The sequence below is a fragment of the Streptomyces sp. NPDC107528 genome, assembly GCF_055639295.1.
The window spans coordinates 89,889-109,294 of the sequence record NZ_JBVKAV010000008.1; the positions used below are offsets into that span (position 1 = coordinate 89,889).

The 19,406-nt window shown below is 70.0% G+C and carries 21 protein-coding genes, 1 tRNA gene and 1 riboswitch; of the genes, 12 read left to right on the top strand and 10 right to left on the bottom strand.

From position 1 onward, the window contains the following. Positions 1 to 155: 155 nt before the first annotated feature. A complete protein-coding gene (gene rdgB, locus ACZ7L5_RS25275) occupies positions 156 to 758 on the top strand; it encodes an RdgB/HAM1 family non-canonical purine NTP pyrophosphatase (protein ID WP_363039471.1) in 603 nt (200 codons plus the stop codon). Positions 759 to 812: 54 nt separating this feature from the next. On the opposite strand, the gene ACZ7L5_RS25280 is transcribed toward rdgB, so the two are convergent. The 3 genes from ACZ7L5_RS25280 to ACZ7L5_RS25290 all read right to left on the bottom strand — a co-directional run bounded on the left by ACZ7L5_RS25280 (position 813) and on the right by ACZ7L5_RS25290 (position 2,229). Then, positions 813 to 896: transfer RNA gene (locus ACZ7L5_RS25280), tRNA-Leu, on the bottom strand. Continuing rightward, the gene (locus ACZ7L5_RS25285; RefSeq protein WP_471518979.1) at positions 875 to 1,570 is read right to left on the bottom strand and encodes an HNH endonuclease signature motif containing protein; all 696 of its coding nucleotides are present in this window, start codon (positions 1,568 to 1,570) and stop codon (positions 875 to 877) included. Before ACZ7L5_RS25285 ends, ACZ7L5_RS25280 begins: the two co-directional genes overlap by 22 nt. Further along, complete coding sequence (locus ACZ7L5_RS25290) at positions 1,567 to 2,229, bottom strand: HNH endonuclease signature motif containing protein (protein ID WP_471518981.1); 663 nt, start codon at positions 2,227 to 2,229, stop codon at positions 1,567 to 1,569. Before ACZ7L5_RS25290 ends, ACZ7L5_RS25285 begins: the two co-directional genes overlap by 4 nt. A 147-nt stretch (positions 2,230 to 2,376) precedes the next feature. Between ACZ7L5_RS25290 and ACZ7L5_RS25295 the strand changes: the two genes are divergently transcribed. Further along, positions 2,377 to 2,919 (top strand): GNAT family N-acetyltransferase, encoded by a 543-nt coding sequence (locus ACZ7L5_RS25295; protein WP_471518983.1) that lies wholly within the window; start codon positions 2,377 to 2,379, stop codon positions 2,917 to 2,919. Here ACZ7L5_RS25295 and bcp read toward each other — a convergent pair. Beyond that, positions 2,900 to 3,367 carry a thioredoxin-dependent thiol peroxidase gene (gene bcp / locus ACZ7L5_RS25300; protein WP_328881375.1) on the bottom strand — a complete coding sequence of 156 codons (468 nt, stop codon included), beginning with the start codon at positions 3,365 to 3,367 and terminating at the stop codon, positions 2,900 to 2,902. The two genes, ACZ7L5_RS25295 and bcp, sit on opposite strands and share 20 nt — an antisense overlap. Positions 3,368 to 3,462: 95 nt before the next feature. Here bcp and ACZ7L5_RS25305 point away from each other — a divergent pair, with 95 nt between their 5' ends. From ACZ7L5_RS25305 to sugE, 3 genes are all read left to right on the top strand, one after another. Further along, positions 3,463 to 3,792, top strand: coding sequence for a DUF3618 domain-containing protein (locus tag ACZ7L5_RS25305; protein ID WP_328427386.1), 330 nt, complete (start codon positions 3,463 to 3,465; stop codon positions 3,790 to 3,792). A 55-nt stretch (positions 3,793 to 3,847) separates the two neighbouring features. Further along, the gene (locus tag ACZ7L5_RS25310) at positions 3,848 to 4,204 is read left to right on the top strand and encodes a GroES family chaperonin (protein WP_328881377.1); all 357 of its coding nucleotides are present in this window, start codon (positions 3,848 to 3,850) and stop codon (positions 4,202 to 4,204) included. A 57-nt stretch (positions 4,205 to 4,261) separates the two neighbouring features. After that, a riboswitch (guanidine-III (ykkC-III) riboswitch) is annotated at positions 4,262 to 4,324 on the top strand. Between the two features lie 33 nt (positions 4,325 to 4,357). After that, entirely contained in the window at positions 4,358 to 4,678 is a 321-nt protein-coding gene (gene sugE, locus ACZ7L5_RS25315) for a quaternary ammonium compound efflux SMR transporter SugE (protein WP_471518986.1), read from the top strand. Here the strand turns inward: sugE and ACZ7L5_RS25320 are convergent. Next, a complete protein-coding gene (locus tag ACZ7L5_RS25320; RefSeq protein ID WP_471518988.1) occupies positions 4,672 to 7,062 on the bottom strand; it encodes a transglycosylase domain-containing protein in 2,391 nt (796 codons plus the stop codon). The genes sugE and ACZ7L5_RS25320 overlap by 7 nt on opposite strands. Positions 7,063 to 7,300: 238 nt before the next feature. On the opposite strand from ACZ7L5_RS25320, the gene ACZ7L5_RS25325 reads away from it, so the two are divergent. The 4 genes from ACZ7L5_RS25325 to ACZ7L5_RS25340 all read left to right on the top strand — a co-directional run bounded on the left by ACZ7L5_RS25325 (position 7,301) and on the right by ACZ7L5_RS25340 (position 10,866). Continuing rightward, complete coding sequence (locus tag ACZ7L5_RS25325) at positions 7,301 to 8,101, top strand: ABC transporter permease (protein WP_471519487.1); 801 nt, start codon at positions 7,301 to 7,303, stop codon at positions 8,099 to 8,101. A 67-nt stretch (positions 8,102 to 8,168) separates the two neighbouring features. Continuing rightward, positions 8,169 to 8,933, top strand: a complete 765-nt coding sequence (locus ACZ7L5_RS25330) for an ABC transporter permease (RefSeq protein WP_384187010.1) — start codon at positions 8,169 to 8,171, stop codon at positions 8,931 to 8,933. A 17-nt stretch (positions 8,934 to 8,950) separates the two neighbouring features. After that, a complete protein-coding gene (locus tag ACZ7L5_RS25335) occupies positions 8,951 to 10,000 on the top strand; it encodes an ABC transporter ATP-binding protein (protein WP_471518990.1) in 1,050 nt (349 codons plus the stop codon). 47 nt (positions 10,001 to 10,047) lie between these two features. Further along, a complete protein-coding gene (locus tag ACZ7L5_RS25340) occupies positions 10,048 to 10,866 on the top strand; it encodes a DUF1707 SHOCT-like domain-containing protein (RefSeq protein ID WP_471518992.1) in 819 nt (272 codons plus the stop codon). 69 nt (positions 10,867 to 10,935) lie between these two features. Here the strand turns inward: ACZ7L5_RS25340 and ACZ7L5_RS25345 are convergent, their stop codons facing one another. Then, on the bottom strand, positions 10,936 to 12,273 hold the full coding sequence (locus ACZ7L5_RS25345) for an SGNH/GDSL hydrolase family protein (protein WP_471518994.1): 1,338 nt from the start codon (positions 12,271 to 12,273) through the stop codon (positions 10,936 to 10,938). A gap of 233 nt (positions 12,274 to 12,506) precedes the next feature. On the opposite strand from ACZ7L5_RS25345, the gene ACZ7L5_RS25350 reads away from it, so the two are divergent. Continuing rightward, positions 12,507 to 13,874 (top strand): DUF445 domain-containing protein, encoded by a 1,368-nt coding sequence (locus tag ACZ7L5_RS25350; protein ID WP_471518996.1) that lies wholly within the window; start codon positions 12,507 to 12,509, stop codon positions 13,872 to 13,874. An 81-nt stretch (positions 13,875 to 13,955) separates the two neighbouring features. Next, positions 13,956 to 15,458: an MFS transporter gene (locus tag ACZ7L5_RS25355; protein WP_471518998.1), complete on the top strand. Its 1,503-nt coding sequence runs from the start codon at positions 13,956 to 13,958 to the stop codon at positions 15,456 to 15,458. 29 nt (positions 15,459 to 15,487) lie between these two features. On the opposite strand, the gene ACZ7L5_RS25360 is transcribed toward ACZ7L5_RS25355, so the two are convergent. Beyond that, on the bottom strand, positions 15,488 to 17,047 hold the full coding sequence (locus tag ACZ7L5_RS25360; RefSeq protein ID WP_471519000.1) for an alginate lyase family protein: 1,560 nt from the start codon (positions 17,045 to 17,047) through the stop codon (positions 15,488 to 15,490). A gap of 125 nt (positions 17,048 to 17,172) precedes the next feature. Here ACZ7L5_RS25360 and ACZ7L5_RS25365 point away from each other — a divergent pair, with 125 nt between their 5' ends. Then, positions 17,173 to 17,532 carry a VOC family protein gene (locus ACZ7L5_RS25365; protein ID WP_363039490.1) on the top strand — a complete coding sequence of 120 codons (360 nt, stop codon included), beginning with the start codon at positions 17,173 to 17,175 and terminating at the stop codon, positions 17,530 to 17,532. Positions 17,533 to 17,552: 20 nt separating this feature from the next. Here ACZ7L5_RS25365 and ACZ7L5_RS25370 read toward each other — a convergent pair whose 3' ends face one another. The 3 genes from ACZ7L5_RS25370 to ACZ7L5_RS25380 all read right to left on the bottom strand — a co-directional run bounded on the left by ACZ7L5_RS25370 (position 17,553) and on the right by ACZ7L5_RS25380 (position 19,327). Next, on the bottom strand, positions 17,553 to 17,855 hold the full coding sequence (locus ACZ7L5_RS25370) for a hypothetical protein (protein ID WP_471519002.1): 303 nt from the start codon (positions 17,853 to 17,855) through the stop codon (positions 17,553 to 17,555). Between the two features lie 54 nt (positions 17,856 to 17,909). Beyond that, positions 17,910 to 18,407, bottom strand: coding sequence for a hypothetical protein (locus ACZ7L5_RS25375; protein WP_471519004.1), 498 nt, complete (start codon positions 18,405 to 18,407; stop codon positions 17,910 to 17,912). Between the two features lie 62 nt (positions 18,408 to 18,469). Continuing rightward, entirely contained in the window at positions 18,470 to 19,327 is an 858-nt protein-coding gene (locus ACZ7L5_RS25380; protein ID WP_471519006.1) for an LLM class flavin-dependent oxidoreductase, read from the bottom strand. Positions 19,328 to 19,406: the final 79 nt, after the last annotated feature.

The window sequence follows — 19,406 nt, forward strand, 5'->3', positions numbered from 1 at the left end:
ATCTCGTCTGCGGGTTCTGCCGTGGGCGGCTGCGGGTTCGATGTGGCTGGTCGCGCCCACGCGGCGGAGCCGCACATGTCACAGCCCCGCGCCCCTACCGGGGCCCGGGCGAGGGGGCGTCAGGAGGCGTGGGCCCCCGCGCGATACTGGTCGCCATGACCCGCCTCATCCTCGCCACCCGTAACGCCGGGAAGATCACCGAGCTCAGGGCGATCCTCGCCGACGCAGGCCTGCCTCACGACCTCGTCGGCGCGGACGCCTACCCGGAGATCCCCGACGTCAAGGAAACCGGCGTCACCTTCGCCGAGAACGCCCTGCTGAAGGCCCACGCCCTGGCACAGGCCACCGGCTTGCCCGCGGTCGCCGACGACTCGGGCCTGTGCGTCGACGTCCTGAACGGCGCCCCCGGCATCTTCTCGGCCCGCTGGGCAGGCCGGCACGGCGACGACAGGGCCAACCTGGAGCTGCTCCTCGCCCAGCTGGGCGACATCGACGAAGCCCACCGCGGCGCCCACTTCGCCTGCGCGGCGGCACTCGCCCTGCCGGACGGCACGGAGCGGGTGGTCGAGGGGCAGTTGCGGGGCGTCCTGCGCCAGACGCCGGTCGGCACCCACGGCTTCGGCTACGACCCGATCCTCCAGCCGAACGGCGAGACCCGGACCTGCGCCGAGCTGAGCCCCGAGGAGAAGAACGCGATCAGCCACCGGGGGAAGGCGTTCCGGGCGCTGGTGCCGGTGGTGCGGGAGCTGTTGGGCTGAGGCCGACACGGAAACGGCCTGCGCATCGATCCTTCGATTCGCAGGCCGTTCATGTGCGGCGGAAGGGATTCGAACCCTCAAGCCCTATCAGGGCCACAGGACCTAAACCTGCTGTGTCAACCGTTGCACCACCGCCGCGCGAGCCCTGCCATCGTACCGGGAGGTGCTTGATGTCTCTTCCCTCCTCTGCACCAGGTACTCGTGACGGCATGACAGTTCGGGCAGAGGAGTCGAAGGTTTTCGCGCCGGTCGTCGCTCCGGTCCCCGTTGATGTGATCGACCTCCAGCGTCATGGGCTTGCCGAGCCACTCGGGGCCCAGCCCGCACCGGGCGCACTCCTCGGCGACACCGATTTCGAGAAGTGCACGACGCAGCCGCTTGGTCGTTGTCCGATGTGTGCCGCTGTGCTGGACCAGCACAGCGTGCGTGGGCTTGGCGTTTACTGACGTTTTGCCCCGTTGATGGGCCTGCCCCAGGAAGTGCGCGGTCGAGATCTCGTGCTCGGCGATCCACTTGTGCAGCTGGGTGCGCTGGGTGCCGTTGCCCGGGCGGTTCAGGCGGCGCAGTACTTCTGCGATGGAGGTCGACTGGCATACCGCTGCGCGTAGTTCGCGCTCTGTGGGGCGCGGACGCCTGCCGCACGGGCGGAAGTGCGAGGTGTCGATGCCGAAGTGAGCGAAACGTCCGGCGAGGTAGCGACGGAGACTCCCGTACGGGCGGGTGCCGAAGAAGGCGATGACCTCGTCGATGTCGTGACACACGCGGGCTGCTTCGATCAGTCGCTCCCGGGTGTACTGGGTTCCGCTGGTCATGAGGCCCGGCCCTTGGCGCCCGGCTTGCCGCGCCCTCGGTAACTGTCGGTTGTCGAGTGGCAGTTGGGGCACAGCAGCCTCAGGTTTCCGATTCGGTTGTTCCGCCAGTTGCCGTCGATGTGGTCGACCTCAAAAGGAAGCGGCTCGCCGAGCCATACCGGTTCGATCGAGCACAGAGCGCAGCACTCCGCGACGCCCAGCTCGCGCATGGCCCGCTTGAGTCGGCTGCTCGGAACGCGCGTGGCCCCCGCCGAGGTGTCCTCGACGAGGATCTCCTCGGCCGTCCTACGGCGCCGATTGTTCCGCTGCCGCACAGTGCGGACCGCCGGCGTGAAGTGCGAGGTGTCGAGGCCATAGGCCTTGATGCGTCTGGAGATGTTCGTGTGGTGACCTCCGACCACTTCGAGCCCGAGCCTCCGCAGAACCTCGTTAACGCTCCTCGATGCCGCGACCACCGGCTCGAGGACCGCCCTCGTCCACTTGGTGCCCTCCCGCTCGAAGTGCGAGATGTTCACCCCGAGCTTCTTCATTCGCTCGTGGATGTACCGCCGCTTCCAGCCCTTCGGGTCCACCCCCAACCTCCCCAGTGCCTCCGACAACGTCCGAGCCCCCCGAGCCGCCTCCTCCAACCGTTCCTTCGTGTACGCACTGGCCCCCATGGCCCGCCTCCGTCCTCGGTCATATGTTCATGGCCCGCACGGAGCAACGAACCGCTTGTCGGACGGTCACGGCAGGGCTGGTATGGTGTGGATCACCAGGCAAGCCTTCCGGGCTCGGGCAATCGAGCGCCCCGGGAGGCTTTTTTCATGACCATTCACTCAGCGCAGCCCAGCAGGCGTACCCCACCCGGCGACCTCACGGTCCGTCGAGCCGCTCCCGCCGAGCGCCCCGCGGTCGAGCGGCTCTGGCTGATGTTCAGGCACGACATGTCGGAGTTCGGCGGGCACCTGCCCAACCCGGACGGGACGTTCCGCAGTGAGCGGCTGGAGGCTGCCTTCAGTGGCTCCGCCGACTGGGCGCCGTACCTCGTCTGCAGTGGCGAGAGTGCTGCCGGATTCGCGTTCGTGCGGGGTCTCACCGGGCCCACGCGGGTGCTGAACAGCTTCTTCGTCGTGCGCGGAATCCGGCGTACGGGAATCGGGCTGCGAGCCGTTCGGGACGTCGTCGCCCTGCACCCGGGGCGTTGGGAGATCGCCTTTCAGGACGCCAACAGGGGCGCGGTTCTTTTCTGGAGGCGTGTTGCGGAGGCAGTGGCGCCGGGAGTTTGGAAAGAGGAGCGCAGGCCAGTGCCCGGGCGGCCTGACCTGGTCCCTGACCTCTGGGTTTCGTTCAGATACCCAAGTCCTTGATGATCTTCGCCACGTGTCCCGTCGCCCGCACGTTGTACAGGGCCCGCTCGACCTTGCCCTCCTCGTCCACGACGATCGTGGAGCGGATGACGCCCATGTAGGTCTTGCCGTAGTTCTTCTTCTCGCCGTAGGCGCCGTAGGACTCGGTGACCGTCTTCTCCGGGTCGGCCAGCAGCGTGATCTTCAGGGACTCCTGCTCGCGGAACTTGGCGAGCTTCTCCGGCTTGTCGGGGGAGACACCGATGACGTCGTAGCCGGCGCCCGCCAGCAGCTCCAGGTTGTCCGTGAAGTCGCAGGCCTGCTTGGTGCAGCCGGGCGTCAGGGCGGCCGGGTAGAAGTAGACGATGACCTTGCGGCCCTTGTGGTCCGACAGGGACACGTCGTTGCCGTCGGCGTCGGGCAGGGTGAAGGCGGGGGCCACGTCCCCCGGCTGGAGTCGCTCGCTCATCGAACCAGCGTAACCGGGGAGCCTGACAGTGCGGTCCGGCGTGGAACTGACAGACTGTCCGGAAACAGCATCAGCTTCACTTCGGAGGCCGTACGGTGGCGGACACGTCGGACACCAGAACACCGGCGCAGATCGAGGCGGACATCAAGGCCCGTCGCGCTGTGCTGGCCGAGACGCTCGACGAGATCGGGGTGCGGGTGCACCCGAAGACGATCGTCGGAGACGCCAAGGCGAAGGTCGTCTCGAACATCGATCACACGCTCGGGCGGGCCTACGTCGAGGTCAACCGGGCCATGAGCGACGTGCGGGCCAAGTTCACCGACGAGGAGGGCGCGCCCCGGCTGGAGCGGATCGTGCCCGTCGCCCTCGTCGCCGTCGGTCTCGTGGGCCTGCTGGCCCTCGGTACCCGGCGCCGCAGGGGCTGAGCGGCGGCGGACCCGGCGGCGTACGCAGGCGGCAAAGGCAGGTAGGTTCAATGGCGTGAGCGCCAACAGAAACGAGCACAGCACCCACGACGACAAGCTGCCCATCCGGATGCTGCACGACCGGGTGCTCGTGCGGCAGGACACCAGCGAGGGCGAGCGGCGTTCCGGGGGCGGCATCCTGATCCCCGCCACCGCGGCCGTCGGCCGTCGGCTGGCCTGGGCCGAGGTCGTCGCGGTGGGGCAGAACGTACGGACCGTGGAGCCCGGCGACCGGGTCCTGTACGACCCGGAGGACCGTGCCGAGGTCGAGGTGCGCGGGGTCGCGTACGTGCTGATGCGCGAGCGTGATCTGCATGCCGTGGCCGCGGACCGGTTCGAGGGGTCGGAGGACTCGACGGGGCTGTACCTCTGATTCAACGGCTCCAAAAGGGCTGGTGGCTTTTGCCGCCAGCCCTTTTCGTTGTCCTTTTGCTACCTTTGAAGGGACCCCGACGAGACGCGCCGTACCGGGTGAACGCAAAGACGACGCACCGAATGGTTTCCGTCCTTGCGAAAGGTGCGTCTCATGGCCTGGGTTCTGCTCGTCGTCGCCGGTCTGCTCGAGGTCGGCTGGTCGATCGGCATGAAGTACACCGACGGTTTCACCCGGCTCGTCCCCAGCCTGTTCACCGGCGTCGGCATCGTCGCCAGCATGGTGCTGCTGTCGTACGCCGCCAAGTCCCTGCCCATCGGTACCGCCTATGGCGTCTGGGTGGGCATCGGGGCGGCCGGCGCGGCGGTGGTGGGCATGGTGGTGCTGGGGGAGCCGGTCACCGCCGCGCGGATCTTCTTCGTCTGTCTGCTGCTGGTCGCCGTGGTGGGGCTCAAGGCGACCAGCGGTCACTGATCGGGGCCGCCGGTGTTCCCGGACGTCCCTCCGCCTCCGCCGGTGTCGCCTCCGCCGGTGGAGGTGTCGCCGCCCGTGGTGCCGCCGTCGGTGGTGCCTCCGGTGTCGGTCCCGCCCGTGGTGCCGCCGTCCGTCGTGCCGCCGTCGGTGGTGCCTCCGGTGTCGGTCCCGCCGGTCGTGCCGCCGTCCGTCGTGCCGCCGTCGGTGGTGCCTCCGGTCGTGTCACCCGTCGTGCCGCCGTCCGTCTCACCCGGCGTCTCACCGCCGGTCTGGCCCTCGGTGTCCTGGCCGCCCGTGGTGGGCTCCCCGGTGGTGCCGCCGTCGTCCTGGCCACCGGTGCCCTCGTCGCCCCGGGTGGGGTCGGTCGTCGGGTACTGGGGCACGTCGGAGCCCTCCTGGAGCTCCAGGTCGAAGTCGCTGACCGGCTTCCCCTTCAGCGCGGCCTCGGTGTACTGGGCCCAGATCTCGGTGGGCGCCCCGCCGCCGTTGATGCGGGCCAGGCCCATCGCGCCGTACAGCGACTTGTGCTTGGCCGTGACCGGGTCCTGGCCCATGACGGAGACGACGGTGGCGAGGTCGGGGGTGTACCCGGCGAACCAGGCCGCGGTGTCCTCCTCGGCCGTACCGGTCTTGCCCGCCGCCGGACGACCGGCGGCCTGCGCAGCGGTGGCGGTGCCGTTGTCGACGACGCTCCGCAGGACGGACGTCGTGGTGTCGGCGGCCTCGCGGCTGATGACCTGGGAGGTCTTGCGCTCCGGCAGCTCGATGACGTCGGCGCCGTCCTTGGTGACCTTCTCGATCATGGTGTACGTGCCGTGCTTGCCGTGGTTGGCGAGCGTGGCGTAGGCCTCCGCCATGTCGAGGACGCTGGCGGTGGCGGTGCCGAGCGCGATCGACGGGTACGGCTGGAGGTCGGGGGTGCCCGCGGGCAGGCCCAGTTCGACCGCGGTGTCCTTCACCTTGTCGGGGCCGACGTCGACGGCCATCTGCGCGTACACCGAGTTGACGGACTTGTCGGTGGCCTCGCGGACGCTGATGTCGCCGTAGGAGACGTCGTCCTCGTTCGCGGGGTCGTAGCCGCCCGTCCAGCCCTGCACCGGGCGCTTGTTGGTGCCGTCGTAGATCGTGTTCGGGGTGATCGGGCGGCCGTCCTGCGTCGTCGAGTCGTTCTCCACGGCGGAGGTGAAGACGAACGGCTTGAAGGTGGAGCCGACCTGGAAGTCCCGGCGGGTGGCGTTCGGGGTGTACTGCTTGACGTAGTCGATGCCGTTGTACATCGCGACGACCTTGCCGGTCTTCGGGTCGACGGAGGCGCCGCCCGCGCGGACGTATTTGTCGACCTTGTTGTTCTTCTTGTCCAGCTTCGACATCAGCTTGTCGTTGACGGCGTCGACGAAGGCGTCCTGCCGCTTCTTCTGCAGGGTGGTGGTGACGCGGTAGCCGCCGGCCTCCAGCTCCTCCGTGCTGACGATCTTGTTCTGCGTCAGATAGTCCTTGACGATCTGCACGATGTACCCGCGCTGCCCGGACAGGTTGGTGGAGGCCGTCGCCTCCTTCGGCATCGGGAACTTGATGCCCGTCCGCTCGGACTCGTCGAGCCAGCCCTTGGTGACCATGCCGTCCAGGACGTAGTTCCAGCGGGCCAGGGCCGCGGACTTGTTCTCCGGGTGGGCGACGACGTCGTACTCGCTGGGCGCGTTGACCAGCGCGGCCAGATAGGCGGCGCGGCCCGGGTCGAGGTCCTTGGCGTCCATGCCGTAGTAGGCCTGGGCGGCGGCCTGGATGCCGTAGGCGTTGCGGCCGAAGAAGCTGGTGTTGAGGTAGCCCTCGAGGATCTCGTTCTTGGACTTCTCACGGTCCAGCTTGATCGAGATGAAGAACTCCTTCACCTTGCGGGTGACGGTCTGCTCCTGACGCAGGTAGTAGTTCTTCACGTACTGCTGGGTGATCGTGGAGCCGGACTGCTTGCCCTTGCCGGTCGCCGTGTTCCAGCCGGCGCGCAGCATCGCCTTGGGGTCGATCGCGGACTCGGTGTAGAAGTCGCGGTCCTCGGCGGCCAGGATCGCGTGCTGGGCGTCCTTGGACATCTGCGCCAGGGTGACGTTCTCCCGGTTGACCTGGCCGTCGCGGGCGATCACCGAGCCGTCCGCGTACATGTACACGTTGGCCTGCTTGGTCGCGAGCGCGTTCGCCGGCGGGATCTTGACCAGGGAGTAGCCCAGGAAGAACAGCCCGAACAGCAGCAGTGTGCCGATGACGAAGGTGCTGAGCACCATCCGCCAGGTCGGGATGATCCGCCGCCAGCCCGTCCTCTTCGGCCGCCCGGGCTTCTCGTTCGGCTGCTGGGCCTGTCCCTGCGGCTGCGGCTGCGGCTCGTCACTCATCTCGTGCACGGACTCCTGTTTCGCGTCGTACGTTCCCGTACGCCTCGTACGCCTAATGCGCCCCCATTGCTGAAGACTCTCGCACCGGGCGTTCCGTTCCCGGAAACCGGCGCGTGTCTGCGGAAAGTGAGCAGACTCTCGCGCCGGGCGGTGCCCGGAAATTGGCTGGCAGCGCCTGCCGCGCGCGCACTAGGCTCCTGCGCTTCGGTGCCGGGCGCGGGCGAGGAGGGCTGTGGATGTGGGATCGGGGCGGTTGTACTTAGCCGTCGCGGTGGGCGGGTTCAGAAGGTACGCGACCTATCGGGCGGCGACGGCGGCCGGAGTGTTCACCAACACGGTCTTCGGCGTGATCCTCGTTTACACCTATCTGGCGCTGTGGGACGAGAAACCGCATCTCGGCGGCTACGACCAGACCCAGGCCGTCACCTACGTGTGGCTGGGCCAGTGCCTGTACGCCACGCTGGCCATCCAGGGCGGCGGCGCCGAGAAGGATCTGATGCAGCGCATCCGCACCGGTGAGATCGCCGTCGACCTGTACCGGCCGGCCGATCTCCAGCTGTGGTGGCTGGCCGGGGACGTGGGGCGGGCGCTGTTCCAGATGCTGGGGCGGGGAGTGATCCCGTTCGCGTTCGGCGCGCTCTTCTTCCCGATGGCGCTGCCGGCGGACGTCACCCTTTGGGCGGCGTTCGCGGTCACCCTCCTGCTCGCGACGCTCGTCAGCTTCGCGATCCGCTATCTGGCGGCCCTGAGCGTGTTCTGGCTGATGGACGGCATGGGCGTCAACCAGGTCCTGATGATCACGGGGATCTTCTTCTCGGGCATGGTGCTGCCCCTGAACGCCTTCCCGGGCGTCCTCGGCGAGATCGTGCGGGTGCTGCCCTGGGCGGCGCAGATCCAGATGCCGGCGGACGTGCTGATGGGGGAGACCGACCCGCTGCGGGCGTACGCCTTCCAGGCGGCGTGGGCGGTGGTGCTGCTGGCGGCCGGGCGGCTGGTGCAGTCGGCGGCGACGCGGCGGGTGGTGGTGCAGGGTGGGTGAGATCTCCGGGGTCACCGGGGTGTCCCGGGCCGGTGAGGGGCTGCGGGCCTACCGGCTGATCGCCGGGATGTGGATCCGGTCCGCGATGACCTACCGCGCCTCGTTCGTCGTCACGGTCTTCGGGAACCTGCTGGTGACCGGCCTGGACTTCGTGGCGATCCTGCTGATGTTCTCGCAGGTCGACTCGCTGGGCGGCTGGTCGCTGCCCGAGGTCGCCTTCCTGTACGGGCTGTCCGCGACGGCGTTCGGGATCGCCGACCTGACCTTCGGCTCGATGGACGTCCTCGGCGGCCGGATGCGCGACGGCTCGTTCGACACGCTGCTCGTGCGGCCCGTCCCGGTGCTGGCGCAGGTCGCCGCGGACCACTTCGCGGTGCGTCGCCTGGGCCGGATCACCCAGGGCGCGCTGGTGCTGGGCTGGGGGCTGCTGGCCGTCGATGTCGACTGGACGGCGGCGAAGGTGCTGTTGGTGCCGGTGATGCTGGTCTGCGGAGGGGTGATCTTCTGCGCCGTGTTCGTGGCGGGCGCGGCCTTCCAGTTCCTGGCGCAGGACGCCGCCGAGGTGCAGAACGCCTTCACGTACGGCGGCACCACGTTGTTGCAGTACCCGCCGACGGTGTTCGGGAAGGACTTCGTTCGCGGGGTGACGTTCGTGCTGCCGCTCGCCTTCGTCAACTGGGTGCCGGCCTCCTATGTGCTGGAGCGCCCGTATCCGCTCGACCTGCCTCCCTGGGCGGCCTTCGCGTCGCCGCTGGTGGCGGCGGTGTGCTGTGCGCTGGCCGGGCTGGCGTGGCGGGCCGGGCTGCGGTCGTATCGGAGCACGGGGAGTTAGGGGCAGCGGTGGATGGCATGGACGACGTGGACGACATGAACGGTGTGAGTGCCGTGGACGGCGGGGCGGACGCGTTCATCGAACTCGAAGGCGTCGAGAAGGTCTTCGAGGTACGCAAGAAGACCGGTTTCCTTAAGCGGGAGCGGCGGCAGGTACGGGCCGTCGACTCGATCTCCTTCCGCGTGGCGCGCGGCGAGATGGTGGGCTACATCGGGCCGAACGGCGCCGGCAAGTCGACGACGATCAAGATGCTGACCGGCATCCTGACCCCGACCGGGGGCCGGCTCCGGGTCGCCGGCATCGACCCGTCCCGCGAGCGGATGCGGCTCGCGCACCGGATCGGGGTGGTGTTCGGGCAGCGTACGACGCTGTGGTGGGACCTGCCGCTGATCGACTCGTACAAGTTGATGCATCGCATGTACCGCATCCCGGACGGGCGTTACCGCGAGAACCTGGACCGGCTCGTCGAACTGCTCGACCTGGGCGCGCTGTTGGACGTCCCGGTGCGTCAGCTCTCCCTCGGGCAGCGGATGCGCGGCGACATCGCGGCGGCGCTGCTGCACGATCCCGAGGTGGTGTACCTGGACGAGCCGACGATCGGGCTCGACGTGATCTCGAAGGCGAAGGTCCGGGACTTCCTGCGGGAGTTGAACGTGGAGCGTGGCACGACGGTGCTGCTGACCACGCACGATCTCCAGGACATCGAACAGTTGTGTTCACGGGTGATGGTCATCGACCACGGGCGGCTGATGTACGACGGTCCGCTCGCCGGGCTGCACGAGGTGGGGGAGAGCGAGCGCACGCTGGTCGTGGACCTGGAGCGGGAGCTGCCGCCGATCGAGGCGCCGCCCGCGCGAGTGGTGAAGGTGGAGGGGCCGCGGCAGTGGCTGGCGTTCCCGGCGGCCGAGTCGGCGGCGGTGCTGGTGGCGGCGATCGCGGCGGAGTATCCGTTGGTGGATCTGTCGGTGCGGGAGCCGGACATCGAGGCCGTGATCGCCAAGATGCTGCACTCATTGGGGGACACCCCCAAGCCCCCGCCGGATCAGGCCGAGCGGGCCATCTCGTAGGCCACGATCTCGTAGCCCCCGGGCGGGGTTGCTCGTAGGCTGCTTACATGACCGACGACGTCCCGGAGCTTCGTGCCTCCGACGCAGATCGTGAACGAGTCGCCGAGGTACTGAGGGACGCCGTCGCGGAGGGGCGTCTCGACATGGAGGAGTTCGAGGAACGCCTGGATGCCACGTATAGGGCGCGTACGTACGGGGAGCTGGCGCCGCTGACCCGGGATCTGCCCGTCGGCACGGTGGCCGTTCCCAAGGTCGACATGGTCAAGAAGGCCGGGGTGCCGGACGGGAGTTGGGCGGACCGGATCGTCGGCGGCGAGGGGTCGTCGACGGGGGGTGTCGCCGTCATGTCCGGGTTCCAGCGCAAGGGGCGGTGGACCGTGCCCCGGCGGTTCAACTGCTTCGCCTTCTGGGGCGGCGGGGAGATCGATCTGCGCGAGGCCAACTTCGCGGACCGCGAGGTCGTGATCAACTGCATCGCGATCATGGGCGGGATGCAGGTGACCGTGCCGCCAGGCGTCGAGGTCGTCGTGCGAGGGATCGGGATCATGGGCGGGTTCGACCACCGCGAGGAGGGCGTGCCGGGGGATCCGGGCGCCCCTCGTGTGATCGTGACCGGGTTCGCCTTCTGGGGCGGTGTGGGGGTCGAGCGCAAACGCACGCGGGAACAGCGCCAGGAGCTCCGCGAGGAGCGCCGGCGGGAGAAGCTGGCGCGACGGGAACAGCAGCGGGAGCTGCGGGCGTCGATCCGGGACGAGCAGTACGAGGCGCACCACGAGATGCTCGACGAGCACCGGGACATGTGGCGGCATGCGCATGGCGACCGCCGGGACCGCGGCAGGCGGTCGCGGGAGCGGGACGAGGACTGAGCTCCAGGCTTCTCGGGAGAGGCGTCGCGCGGGCGGCGCGACTGTCCGCAGCCTGCCGAGGGGTCGCCCCTACAGCTTCGCCGGAGCCGCGCCCCTCAGGTCTTCCAGGTTGAAGGCCTCTCCCATGCGGTCGTAGCCCTTGTCGCTGGGGTGGAGGTGGTCGCCGGAGTCGTAGTCGGGGCGGAACTTGCGGGGGTTGTACGGGTCCCGCAGTGCCGCGTCGAAGTCGGCGACCGCGTCGAAGACCCGGCCGCTGCGGATCTCGGCGTTGATCTGCTGGCGTACGTTCTCGCGGGCGTCGGTGTAGCCGCGGTGGCCCTGGAAGGGCATCAGGGTGGCGCCCACGACCTTGATGCCTCGCGCGTGAGCCTGGGGGACTAGGGCGCGCAGGCCGTCGAGGATGCGGTCGGGGTCGGCGAGCCTGGGGTTGCGCAGGATGTCGTTGACGCCGAGGTCGATGACGACGACCTTGACGTTCGTTCGGGCGAGGACGTCGCGGCCGAAGCGGGTGAGTCCGGCCTCGTTGTTCGCGGGGCGCCCGGTGCCGCTGACGAGGATCTGGTTGCCGCTGATGCCCTGGTTGACGACGCTGTAGCGCGGCACGTCCTGGCGGGCCGTGATCGCCGCGCGCAGCCGGCGCGAGAGGGCGTCCGTCCAGCGCCGGTTGGCGTTCTCGGTGGACGTGATGCCGTCGGTCAGCGAGTCGCCGAAGACCACGACGGTGCCGTGGGACTCGTTGCTGAGGATGTCCAGTGCGGTCAGGTAGCGCCAGGAGCCGACCTGCCCGGTGTACGCCACGCCGGTCGCGTCCTCGGTGACGTCGCCCTCGGCGACGTAGCTGATCTGGCGCGCGTGCGGGTGGTAGGTCACCGGGCCGGACGGGGTGGGGGAGTAGGTGGTGACAAGGATGTCGGTGTCCGCCGGGACGGCGATGCGTACGGCGTCGCTCAGCACCTGCTGCCCGGGCGGGATGACGACCGTGGTGTTCCCGCCGAAGGTCAGCCTGCGCATGGTCTCCACGATCGCCGCCGCGGTCCCGGTGCCGGCGGCCACGGCGACGGAGGCGTGCGTGATGGTCAGCGCGGACTGGCCGTAGAGATTGGACAGCGTGATCCGGGCACTCGTACCGCCGACGCTGGTGTGCACGACGTTGCGCACCGAGCGGCCCGCGAGGCCTTCTATCTCGGTGCCGGGCTCGGAGCCGACCGGGGAGGTCGACCAGGCGCCGACCCAGATGCCGGTGGAGGCCGGGGCGGCGGGGCCCCGAGGGGCGCCTTCGTTGGTGGGGGTGCTCTTGCTGGTGGCGCTGCCGTCGTCGGAGGCGACTCCGACGTATATGGCCGCGGAAAGCGTGACGATCAGGGTGACGATCGCGGCGAGCAAGGCATAACCGTTACGCCTGGTCATGCGGTGCGTGTCTCCTCGGGCGGAATGGGAGCCCGAGGCTCCGATGTGATCACCTCATGATGCGTCATAAGGCGGAGGGGAGTTGCACGGACCCCCCATTGGGCCGCCGGCGTTCATCCGGAGTTCGTCATCGACCTCCCCCCACCGAACAGACGCCGGGAACTCTTGTTTCGTTCCAGGAGTCGGTCAGGTAGGGACAATGAGTACGGGGGATCCTGGACGGGTGGAGCGGAATGGAACGTACGAATCCGGAAGAAACGGGAACGCGTGACGTAGAGCAGCATGCCCGGCCGGGCGCTGCCGGTAACCGGCGCGTCCCCGCATCGGCCGTACGTGCGATGACGACGTTCACCGCCGCCGACGAGGAGAAACAGCGCGGCGTACGGCGGATGAAGCTCACCGCGACCGGACTGCTGCTGTTCGTGGCACTGGTGTACGTCCTCGCCAAGGTGGCGTCGCACCAGGGCGCCGGAGAGTGGGCGGACTATGTCGCGGCGGCCGCCGAGGCCGGCATGGTCGGCGCGCTCGCGGACTGGTTCGCGGTCACGGCCCTGTTCCGGTACCCGCTCGGCATCCCCATCCCGCACACCGCGATCATCCCCAACAAGAAGGACCAGCTGGGCGTCTCGCTGGGCGAGTTCGTCGGGGAGAACTTCCTCTCCGAGGACGTCGTACGCCAGCGCCTGCGCGCGGTCGGCATCGGCAGCCGGCTGGGGGCGTGGCTGGCGGACCCGGAGCACGCGGACCGCGTGACGGCCGAGCTGTCGGCGGCGCTCAGAGGCGCCCTGGCGGTCATGCGCGACTCGGACGTCCAGGCGGTGGTGGGGGAGGCGATCACCCGTCGGGCCGACGCCCAGGAGATCGCGCCCGGCATAGGGAAGATGCTGGACAAGATCGTCGCGGACGGCGGCCACAAGCGTGCCGTCGACCTGATCGTCGCGCGGGCCCAGCACTGGCTGATCCTGCACGACGAGGAGATCATGGACGCGGTGCAGGGCGGCGCCCCCGGCTGGACCCCGAGGTTCGTCGACAAGCGGGTCGGCGAGCGCGTCTACAAGGAGCTGCTGCGCTTCGTCACCGAGATGCGCGACATGCCCTCCCACCCCGCCCGTGCCGCCCTCGACCGCTTCCTCACCGACTTCGCCTCCGACCTCCAGTCCGACACGGACACACGCGCGCGTGTCGAGCGGCTCAAGGGCGAGGTGCTGGGGCGCGGCGAGGTCCAGGACCTGATCGCGTCGGCGTGGACCGCCGTAAGGTCGATGATCGTCTCGGCGGCCGAGGACGAGCGCAGCGAGCTGCGCCTGCGCGTGCGTGCCTCGCTGCTGTCGCTGGGCTCGCGGATGGCGGTCGAGCCGCGGCTGCAGGCCAAGGTCGACGGCTGGGTCGAGGGCGCGGCGGTGTACGTCGTCACCACCTACCGCAAGGAGATCACGTCCCTGATCACGGACACCGTGGCGGGCTGGGACCCCGAGCACACGACGAAGAAGATCGAGGCGCACATCGGACGCGATCTGCAGTTCATCCGGATCAACGGCACGGTGGTCGGCTCGCTCGCCGGCCTGGTGATCTACACGGTGTCGCGGGCCCTGGGGGCGTAGACCCGTCCCAAGGTCCGGGTGGCGTAGACCCGGCCCCTTGAGGGCACTCGGCTCGGGTTCCGCTCGATGGGGAGGGAGCCCATGACCACCGCAGAAGCCGAGACCGGCCGTACCGTCACGACCGACATCCCCGCCCGCCTGGACCGCCTCCCGTGGTCGCGCTGGCACTGGACGATCGTGATCGGTCTCGGCACCGTGTGGATCCTGGACGGCCTGGAAGTCACGGTCGTCGGCAACATCGCGCCGCGCCTGTCCGAGCCCGGCAGCGGACTGCCGATCACCTCCGGCCAGGTCACCGGCCTGGCCGCCGCGCTGTATGTGGCCGGTGCCTGCCTGGGCGCCCTGTTCTGGGGCCGCCTGACCGACCGGTGGGGCCGCAAGAAGCTGTTCATGATCACGCTGGCGGTCTACCTGGCGGCGACGGCGCTGACCGCGGTCTCCTTCCACACCTGGTGGTTCTTCCTGTTCCGCTTCCTGACCGGCTTCGGCATCGGCGGCGAGTACGCGGCGATCAACTCCGCGATCGACGAGCTGATCCCCGCGCAGTACCGCGGCCGCGTCGACCTGATGATCAACGGCAGCTTCTGGCTGGGCGCGGTCGGCGGCTCGCTGCTGTCGATCGTCGCGCTGGACACGGCGATCTTCCCGGCGGACGTCGGCTGGCGGCTGACGTTCGCGCTCGGCGCCGTCCTCGCCCTGGTCATCCTCCTGGTCCGGAGGCACGTCCCGGAGAGCCCACGCTGGCTGCTGATCCACGGCCGCGACGACGAGGCGGAACGGATCGTGTCCTCCATCGAGGAGCGGGTGGAGGCCGAGCGGGACGAGCCGCTGCCGCGCGCCGAGGGCGAGATCACCATCCGCCAGCGCCGCAGCGTGACGTTCGTGGAGATCGGCCGCACGGTCTTCTCCAAGTACCGCAGGCGGGCGATCCTCGGCTTCTCCCTGTTCATCGGCCAGGCGTTCCTCTACAACGCCATCACCTTCGGCTTCGGCGCGATCCTCACCACGTTCTACGACGTCCCGAGCGGCAACACCGGCTACTACTTCGCGGTCATCGCGGTCGGCAACTTCATGGGCCCGCTGCTGCTGGGCAGGCTGTTCGACACGGTCGGCCGCCGCATCATGATCTCGTCGACTTACCTGCTCTCGGGCATCCTGCTGTTCGGCACGGCCTGGCTGTTCGACCAGGGCACGCTCAGCGCCGGCACACTGACGGCCTGCTGGTGCGCGGTCCTGTTCTTCGCGTCGGCCGGCGCGTCGAGCGCCTACCTGACGGTGTCCGAGGTCTTCCCGATGGAGACCCGCGCGATGTCCATCGCCTTCTTCTACGCCCTCGGCACCGCGGCCGGCGGTATCAGCGGCCCCCTGCTCTTCGCCAACCTCACCGAGACGGGCAAGGTCGGCGACACGGTCCTCGCCTTCCAGATCGGCGCGGCGCTGATGTGCCTGGCGGGCCTCGTGGCGGCCTTCCTCGCGGTCCGCGCGGAACGCCGGTCGCTGGAGGACATCGCCCGGCCGCTCACGGCGGTGACGAAGCCGGCTCAGGCGGGGACCGCAGAGGCTACGGAGACGTCAGGGGCGTAGCCCCACCCCCTGGGACAGGAGGCGGAGCCCTACTGGGATGCGTCCCGGGCCCGCTCCCTGCGCCGAAGGAGGAGCAGGCCGCCGGCGAGGGCGGCGACGCCGGTGGCGGCGGTCCAGCCGACGACGTCGTCGGAGCCGGTGGCAGCGAGGTCGCCGGCGGTGGAGGAGGCGGCGGACGCGGAGGGCGTTGCCATGGCCCCCGTCCGCGGCCGGGCGTCCGACCCCGACCCCGGCCCCGCCCCCGCCCCGGCCGCCGGGGACGCCGCCCCCGAAGCCGCCGGACCGGCCGAACCGCCCGTGCCCGCCCCCGCCCCTGCCCCCGTCACCTTGTCCCGCGTGAACGTCAGCGTGCCGAAGCCCAGTTGGTCGTACCCCCCGCTGTTGGGCCCGTAGTCCCCGCCGCCGCCCTCCGGCGAGGCCTTCGCGGCGATCCGGGTGAGGTACGACGCCGGCAGGCCCCGGCGCTTGGTGTAGTGGTTGGCGATCATCGCCCAGATCGGGCGGGTCATCGCCGGGTCGACGGGCGCGGCCTCGGTCACGGTCTCCGACCCCGACCAGCCGTTGACCGCACCCTTCCTGCGGGTGTTCGCGGTGAAGGGCACCTCCCCGCCCATCGCCCACTTGGCGACGTACTGGGCGCCCTTGAGGAAGCGGCTGTCGTCGTGGCCGTACAGATCGATGCCCTGGTTCCAGGCCATCTCGCAGAAGGTGCCCATCAGGCCGACGCCGAGCAGCGCGTGTCCCTGGTCGCGGCCGGCCTCCAGCCACTCGGCGAGGCCGTCGTCGCGTACGACGGGAATGGCGTTGCGGATCGAGCCGAGCCCCTCGCCGTGCTTGAAGTACTCGACCGCGCGGGCGACTTGAGCCTTGTCGTCGCACAGGACGCCGGTCGCCAGGACGCAGCACATGGCGGTGAGGTCCCAGTTGGTCCAGTAGTTGGAGACGACGGCGCCGTTGTGCTTGACCAGGAAGCTGTCGCTGAGCGGCGCGAAGACGGTGGTCAGCATCTCCTGGAACCGCCCGAGCTCGAAGTCGGGGTGGTCGCGCACGAGTTCGGCGGCGTTGGCGATCTGGTAGCCGTAGATCCCGGCGGCCAGGAAGCGGTCGGCGTTGCCGGCGAGCGTGGTCAGCTCGGCCGACCAGGCGTTGAGGATCGCCACGGCGGTGTCGAGGTGCGCGCTGTCGCCGGTGACGTGGCCGCGCAGGGCGTTCTGGTAGGCGGCGTGGATGTCGTTGTAGAGGATCGCGTAGTTCTGGCCCGCGCCTCCCCGGACCACGGTCGCCTGCGGGTTGGCCGTCCAGCCGCTCTGGGCGTGCCGGTTGGCGGTCAGCTTGGCGAACCCGGCCGTGTGGGGAGCGGCGCCGGCCTTCACCTGGGCGGCCATCCGGTCCAGGTCGGCGCGGGTGTGCAGGAGGCCGGGGTGCGCGAACGAGGCGCCGGCGGCGGCTGCCGGGAGCGCGAGAGCGGTCGTACCGATCCCGATCCCGATTCCGGCACCGGCGCCCATTGCTGCCCCGACGGCTCCGGCGGTCGCACCCGTGGCCTTGAGCATGCTCCGGCGGCTGATCTGTCGTGTCACGTGGCTCATTCCTCGCGTGCCTGGGGCTGGGGACGGTGAGGAGACGGGGAGACACTGCCGGGCATAACAGAAACTCCGGCCGCCGGTATCGCGGCCCACCGAAAACCCCGGCCGACGATCAGGAGCCGCATCCCATGACGATCCGCAGGATCATGCCCGACTTCCAGGTCGGGTCCGAGGAACAGATGGAGACCAGCCGGGACTTCTACGGCCTGCTCGGCTTCGAGGAGGTGATGAACATGGGCTGGGTGATGACCCTGGCGTCCCCCGCCAACCCCACCGCCCAGATCAGCTTCTTCACCGCGGAACGCACCGCTCCGGTCGTCCCCGACCTGAGCGTGGAGGTCGAGGACGTCGACGCCGTGTACGCGCAGGTAAGGGCGTCGGGCGCGGAGATCGTACGGGAGCTGCGGGACGAGGAGTGGGGCGTACGGCGGTTCTTCGTACGGGATCCGAACGGGCGGGTGGTGAATGTGCTGACCCACCGGTCCTAGCGGCCTCGGGTCGGGGCGGGTCAGCCCCGGCGGTCCGCCACCGCCCACGACGCCAGGGCCACCGCCCCCGCCACCCCGAACACGGCGGGCCAGGCGCCCACCTTCTTGGCCAGCGGGTGTGAACCGGCGAAGGCGGCGACATACGCGGCGGTCAGCGCGCCGGCAGCCTTCCCGCCCGCCTGCTGCCGCCACTGCTGCGCGGCCGCGGCCCCGGCGACGGCCAGTACGGCCCCGCCGAGCTGCCGCTTCCTGGTCCAGCGAGCCACGCCGTAACCGCCGACGAGTCCGCCTGCGGCGACCGCCGCGCTGGGGACCTTCGCCATGTCTGCCTCCCGCCACTTCAGCCGGCAACTCCTGCCGGCCTCGATGGTCCGAGGCTAACCGGCCTCCCCCTTCCGCAGTTCGGCCCGGGCCCGCAGCTCCGACACGTACCCCGCGCCGATGGCGCACCCGGCGGCGGTGAGGGCGAGGCCTAGGACACCCGGGTTGACGTAGCCGGGCACGTCGCCGTTGTCGTAACTCCCGCCGTCACTGGTCTCGCAGACGAAGGCGAGAGGGACGTACGTGACCGTGTAGTCGACGATCTCGATGCCCTGCTTAGCCCGTTCCCACCAGCCCGCCGTACGGCAGGACCGAGGCGGCGACGAGTCGGTGCCGCCGTCCTCCGCCGTCATCACCGCGCCCGTGACGGCGAGCAGCCCCCAGGCGTACATGACCAACGCACCGGCGCCCGCGAGGGCCGCCAGTCCGCGCAGCAAACCGGGGGCGCCCGTGCGTTGGGCGCGTCGGTCGGCCAGAGTGCGGGCGCCGTAGCCACAGAGCCCGACCGCGGTGATCACCGCGATGACAACGAACAGCAGGAACAGCAGGAGCACATGTCCTCCAGACAGTGGTCTCACGGGCTCGGGCTCGGTGACACGGCGTCACAGATCCGGGATCACAGCACATCCGCCAGACGGTCCACCTGGTCCGGGTCGAGGCCGTAGCAGTAGAGCATGACCTCGTCGGCGCCCAGGTCGGCGAAGGCCGTGAGTGCGGCGCGGATATCGGCGGGCGTGGTGAGGAGGCCGTCGACCATGCGGTCGGGCATGCCGGTGAAGGCGTAGTACGCGTGCATGCGGGCGCGGGCGTCGTCGAGCACCTCCGGTGGGCCGAGCGCGACGTTGACCTGAGCGACGAGCCGGGGCTCACCGTCGCGGCCGTACTCCTTCCAGAACCCGCGGACGGTGTCGAACAGGCCGCCCGCCCAGGAGGGCGCTGCAGCGGCGAGGAAGCCGCTGCCCCAGCGGGCGACGCGTTCGAGGGCGGCCGGCTTGAAGCCGCCGAAGAGCAGCTCCGGGCCGCCGAGGCGGGCGGGCACCGGGCCGATCGGGCCGACGCCGTCGCCGTAGGGATCGCCGTGCCACAGGCGGCACATCGTCGCCAGCTGCTGGTCCAGCCGCCGGCCCCGGGTGCGCAGGTCGGTGCCGGTGGCGCGGTGGTCGTCCTCCCGGCCGCCGATGCCCAGGCCGAGGACGAGCCGCCCGTCGGTCATCCGGTCCAGGGTGGCGGCCTGCTTGGCCAGCAGGGCGGTGTCGCGCAGCGGGGCGAGCAGTACCTCGGTCTGGACGCGGACGCGCGTGGTGGCGCCGGCGAGCACGGCCAGCGCGACCAGCGGTTCGGGGTTGTCGTAGACGAGCCGGTCGAGCAGACCGACCGTGCTGAAGGGACCGGCATCCGCGCGCCGGGCCCAGGTGAGCAGGGCGGCCGGGTCGCCGATGGGCAGACCGATGCCCACGTTCGTACCGACGTTCATGAAGGGGCCTCCGAAAGAGGGGTCGACAAAGACGACTGCCGCCCCTTCGGCACCTCGGTGAGCTGGGTGAGCTCGGTGT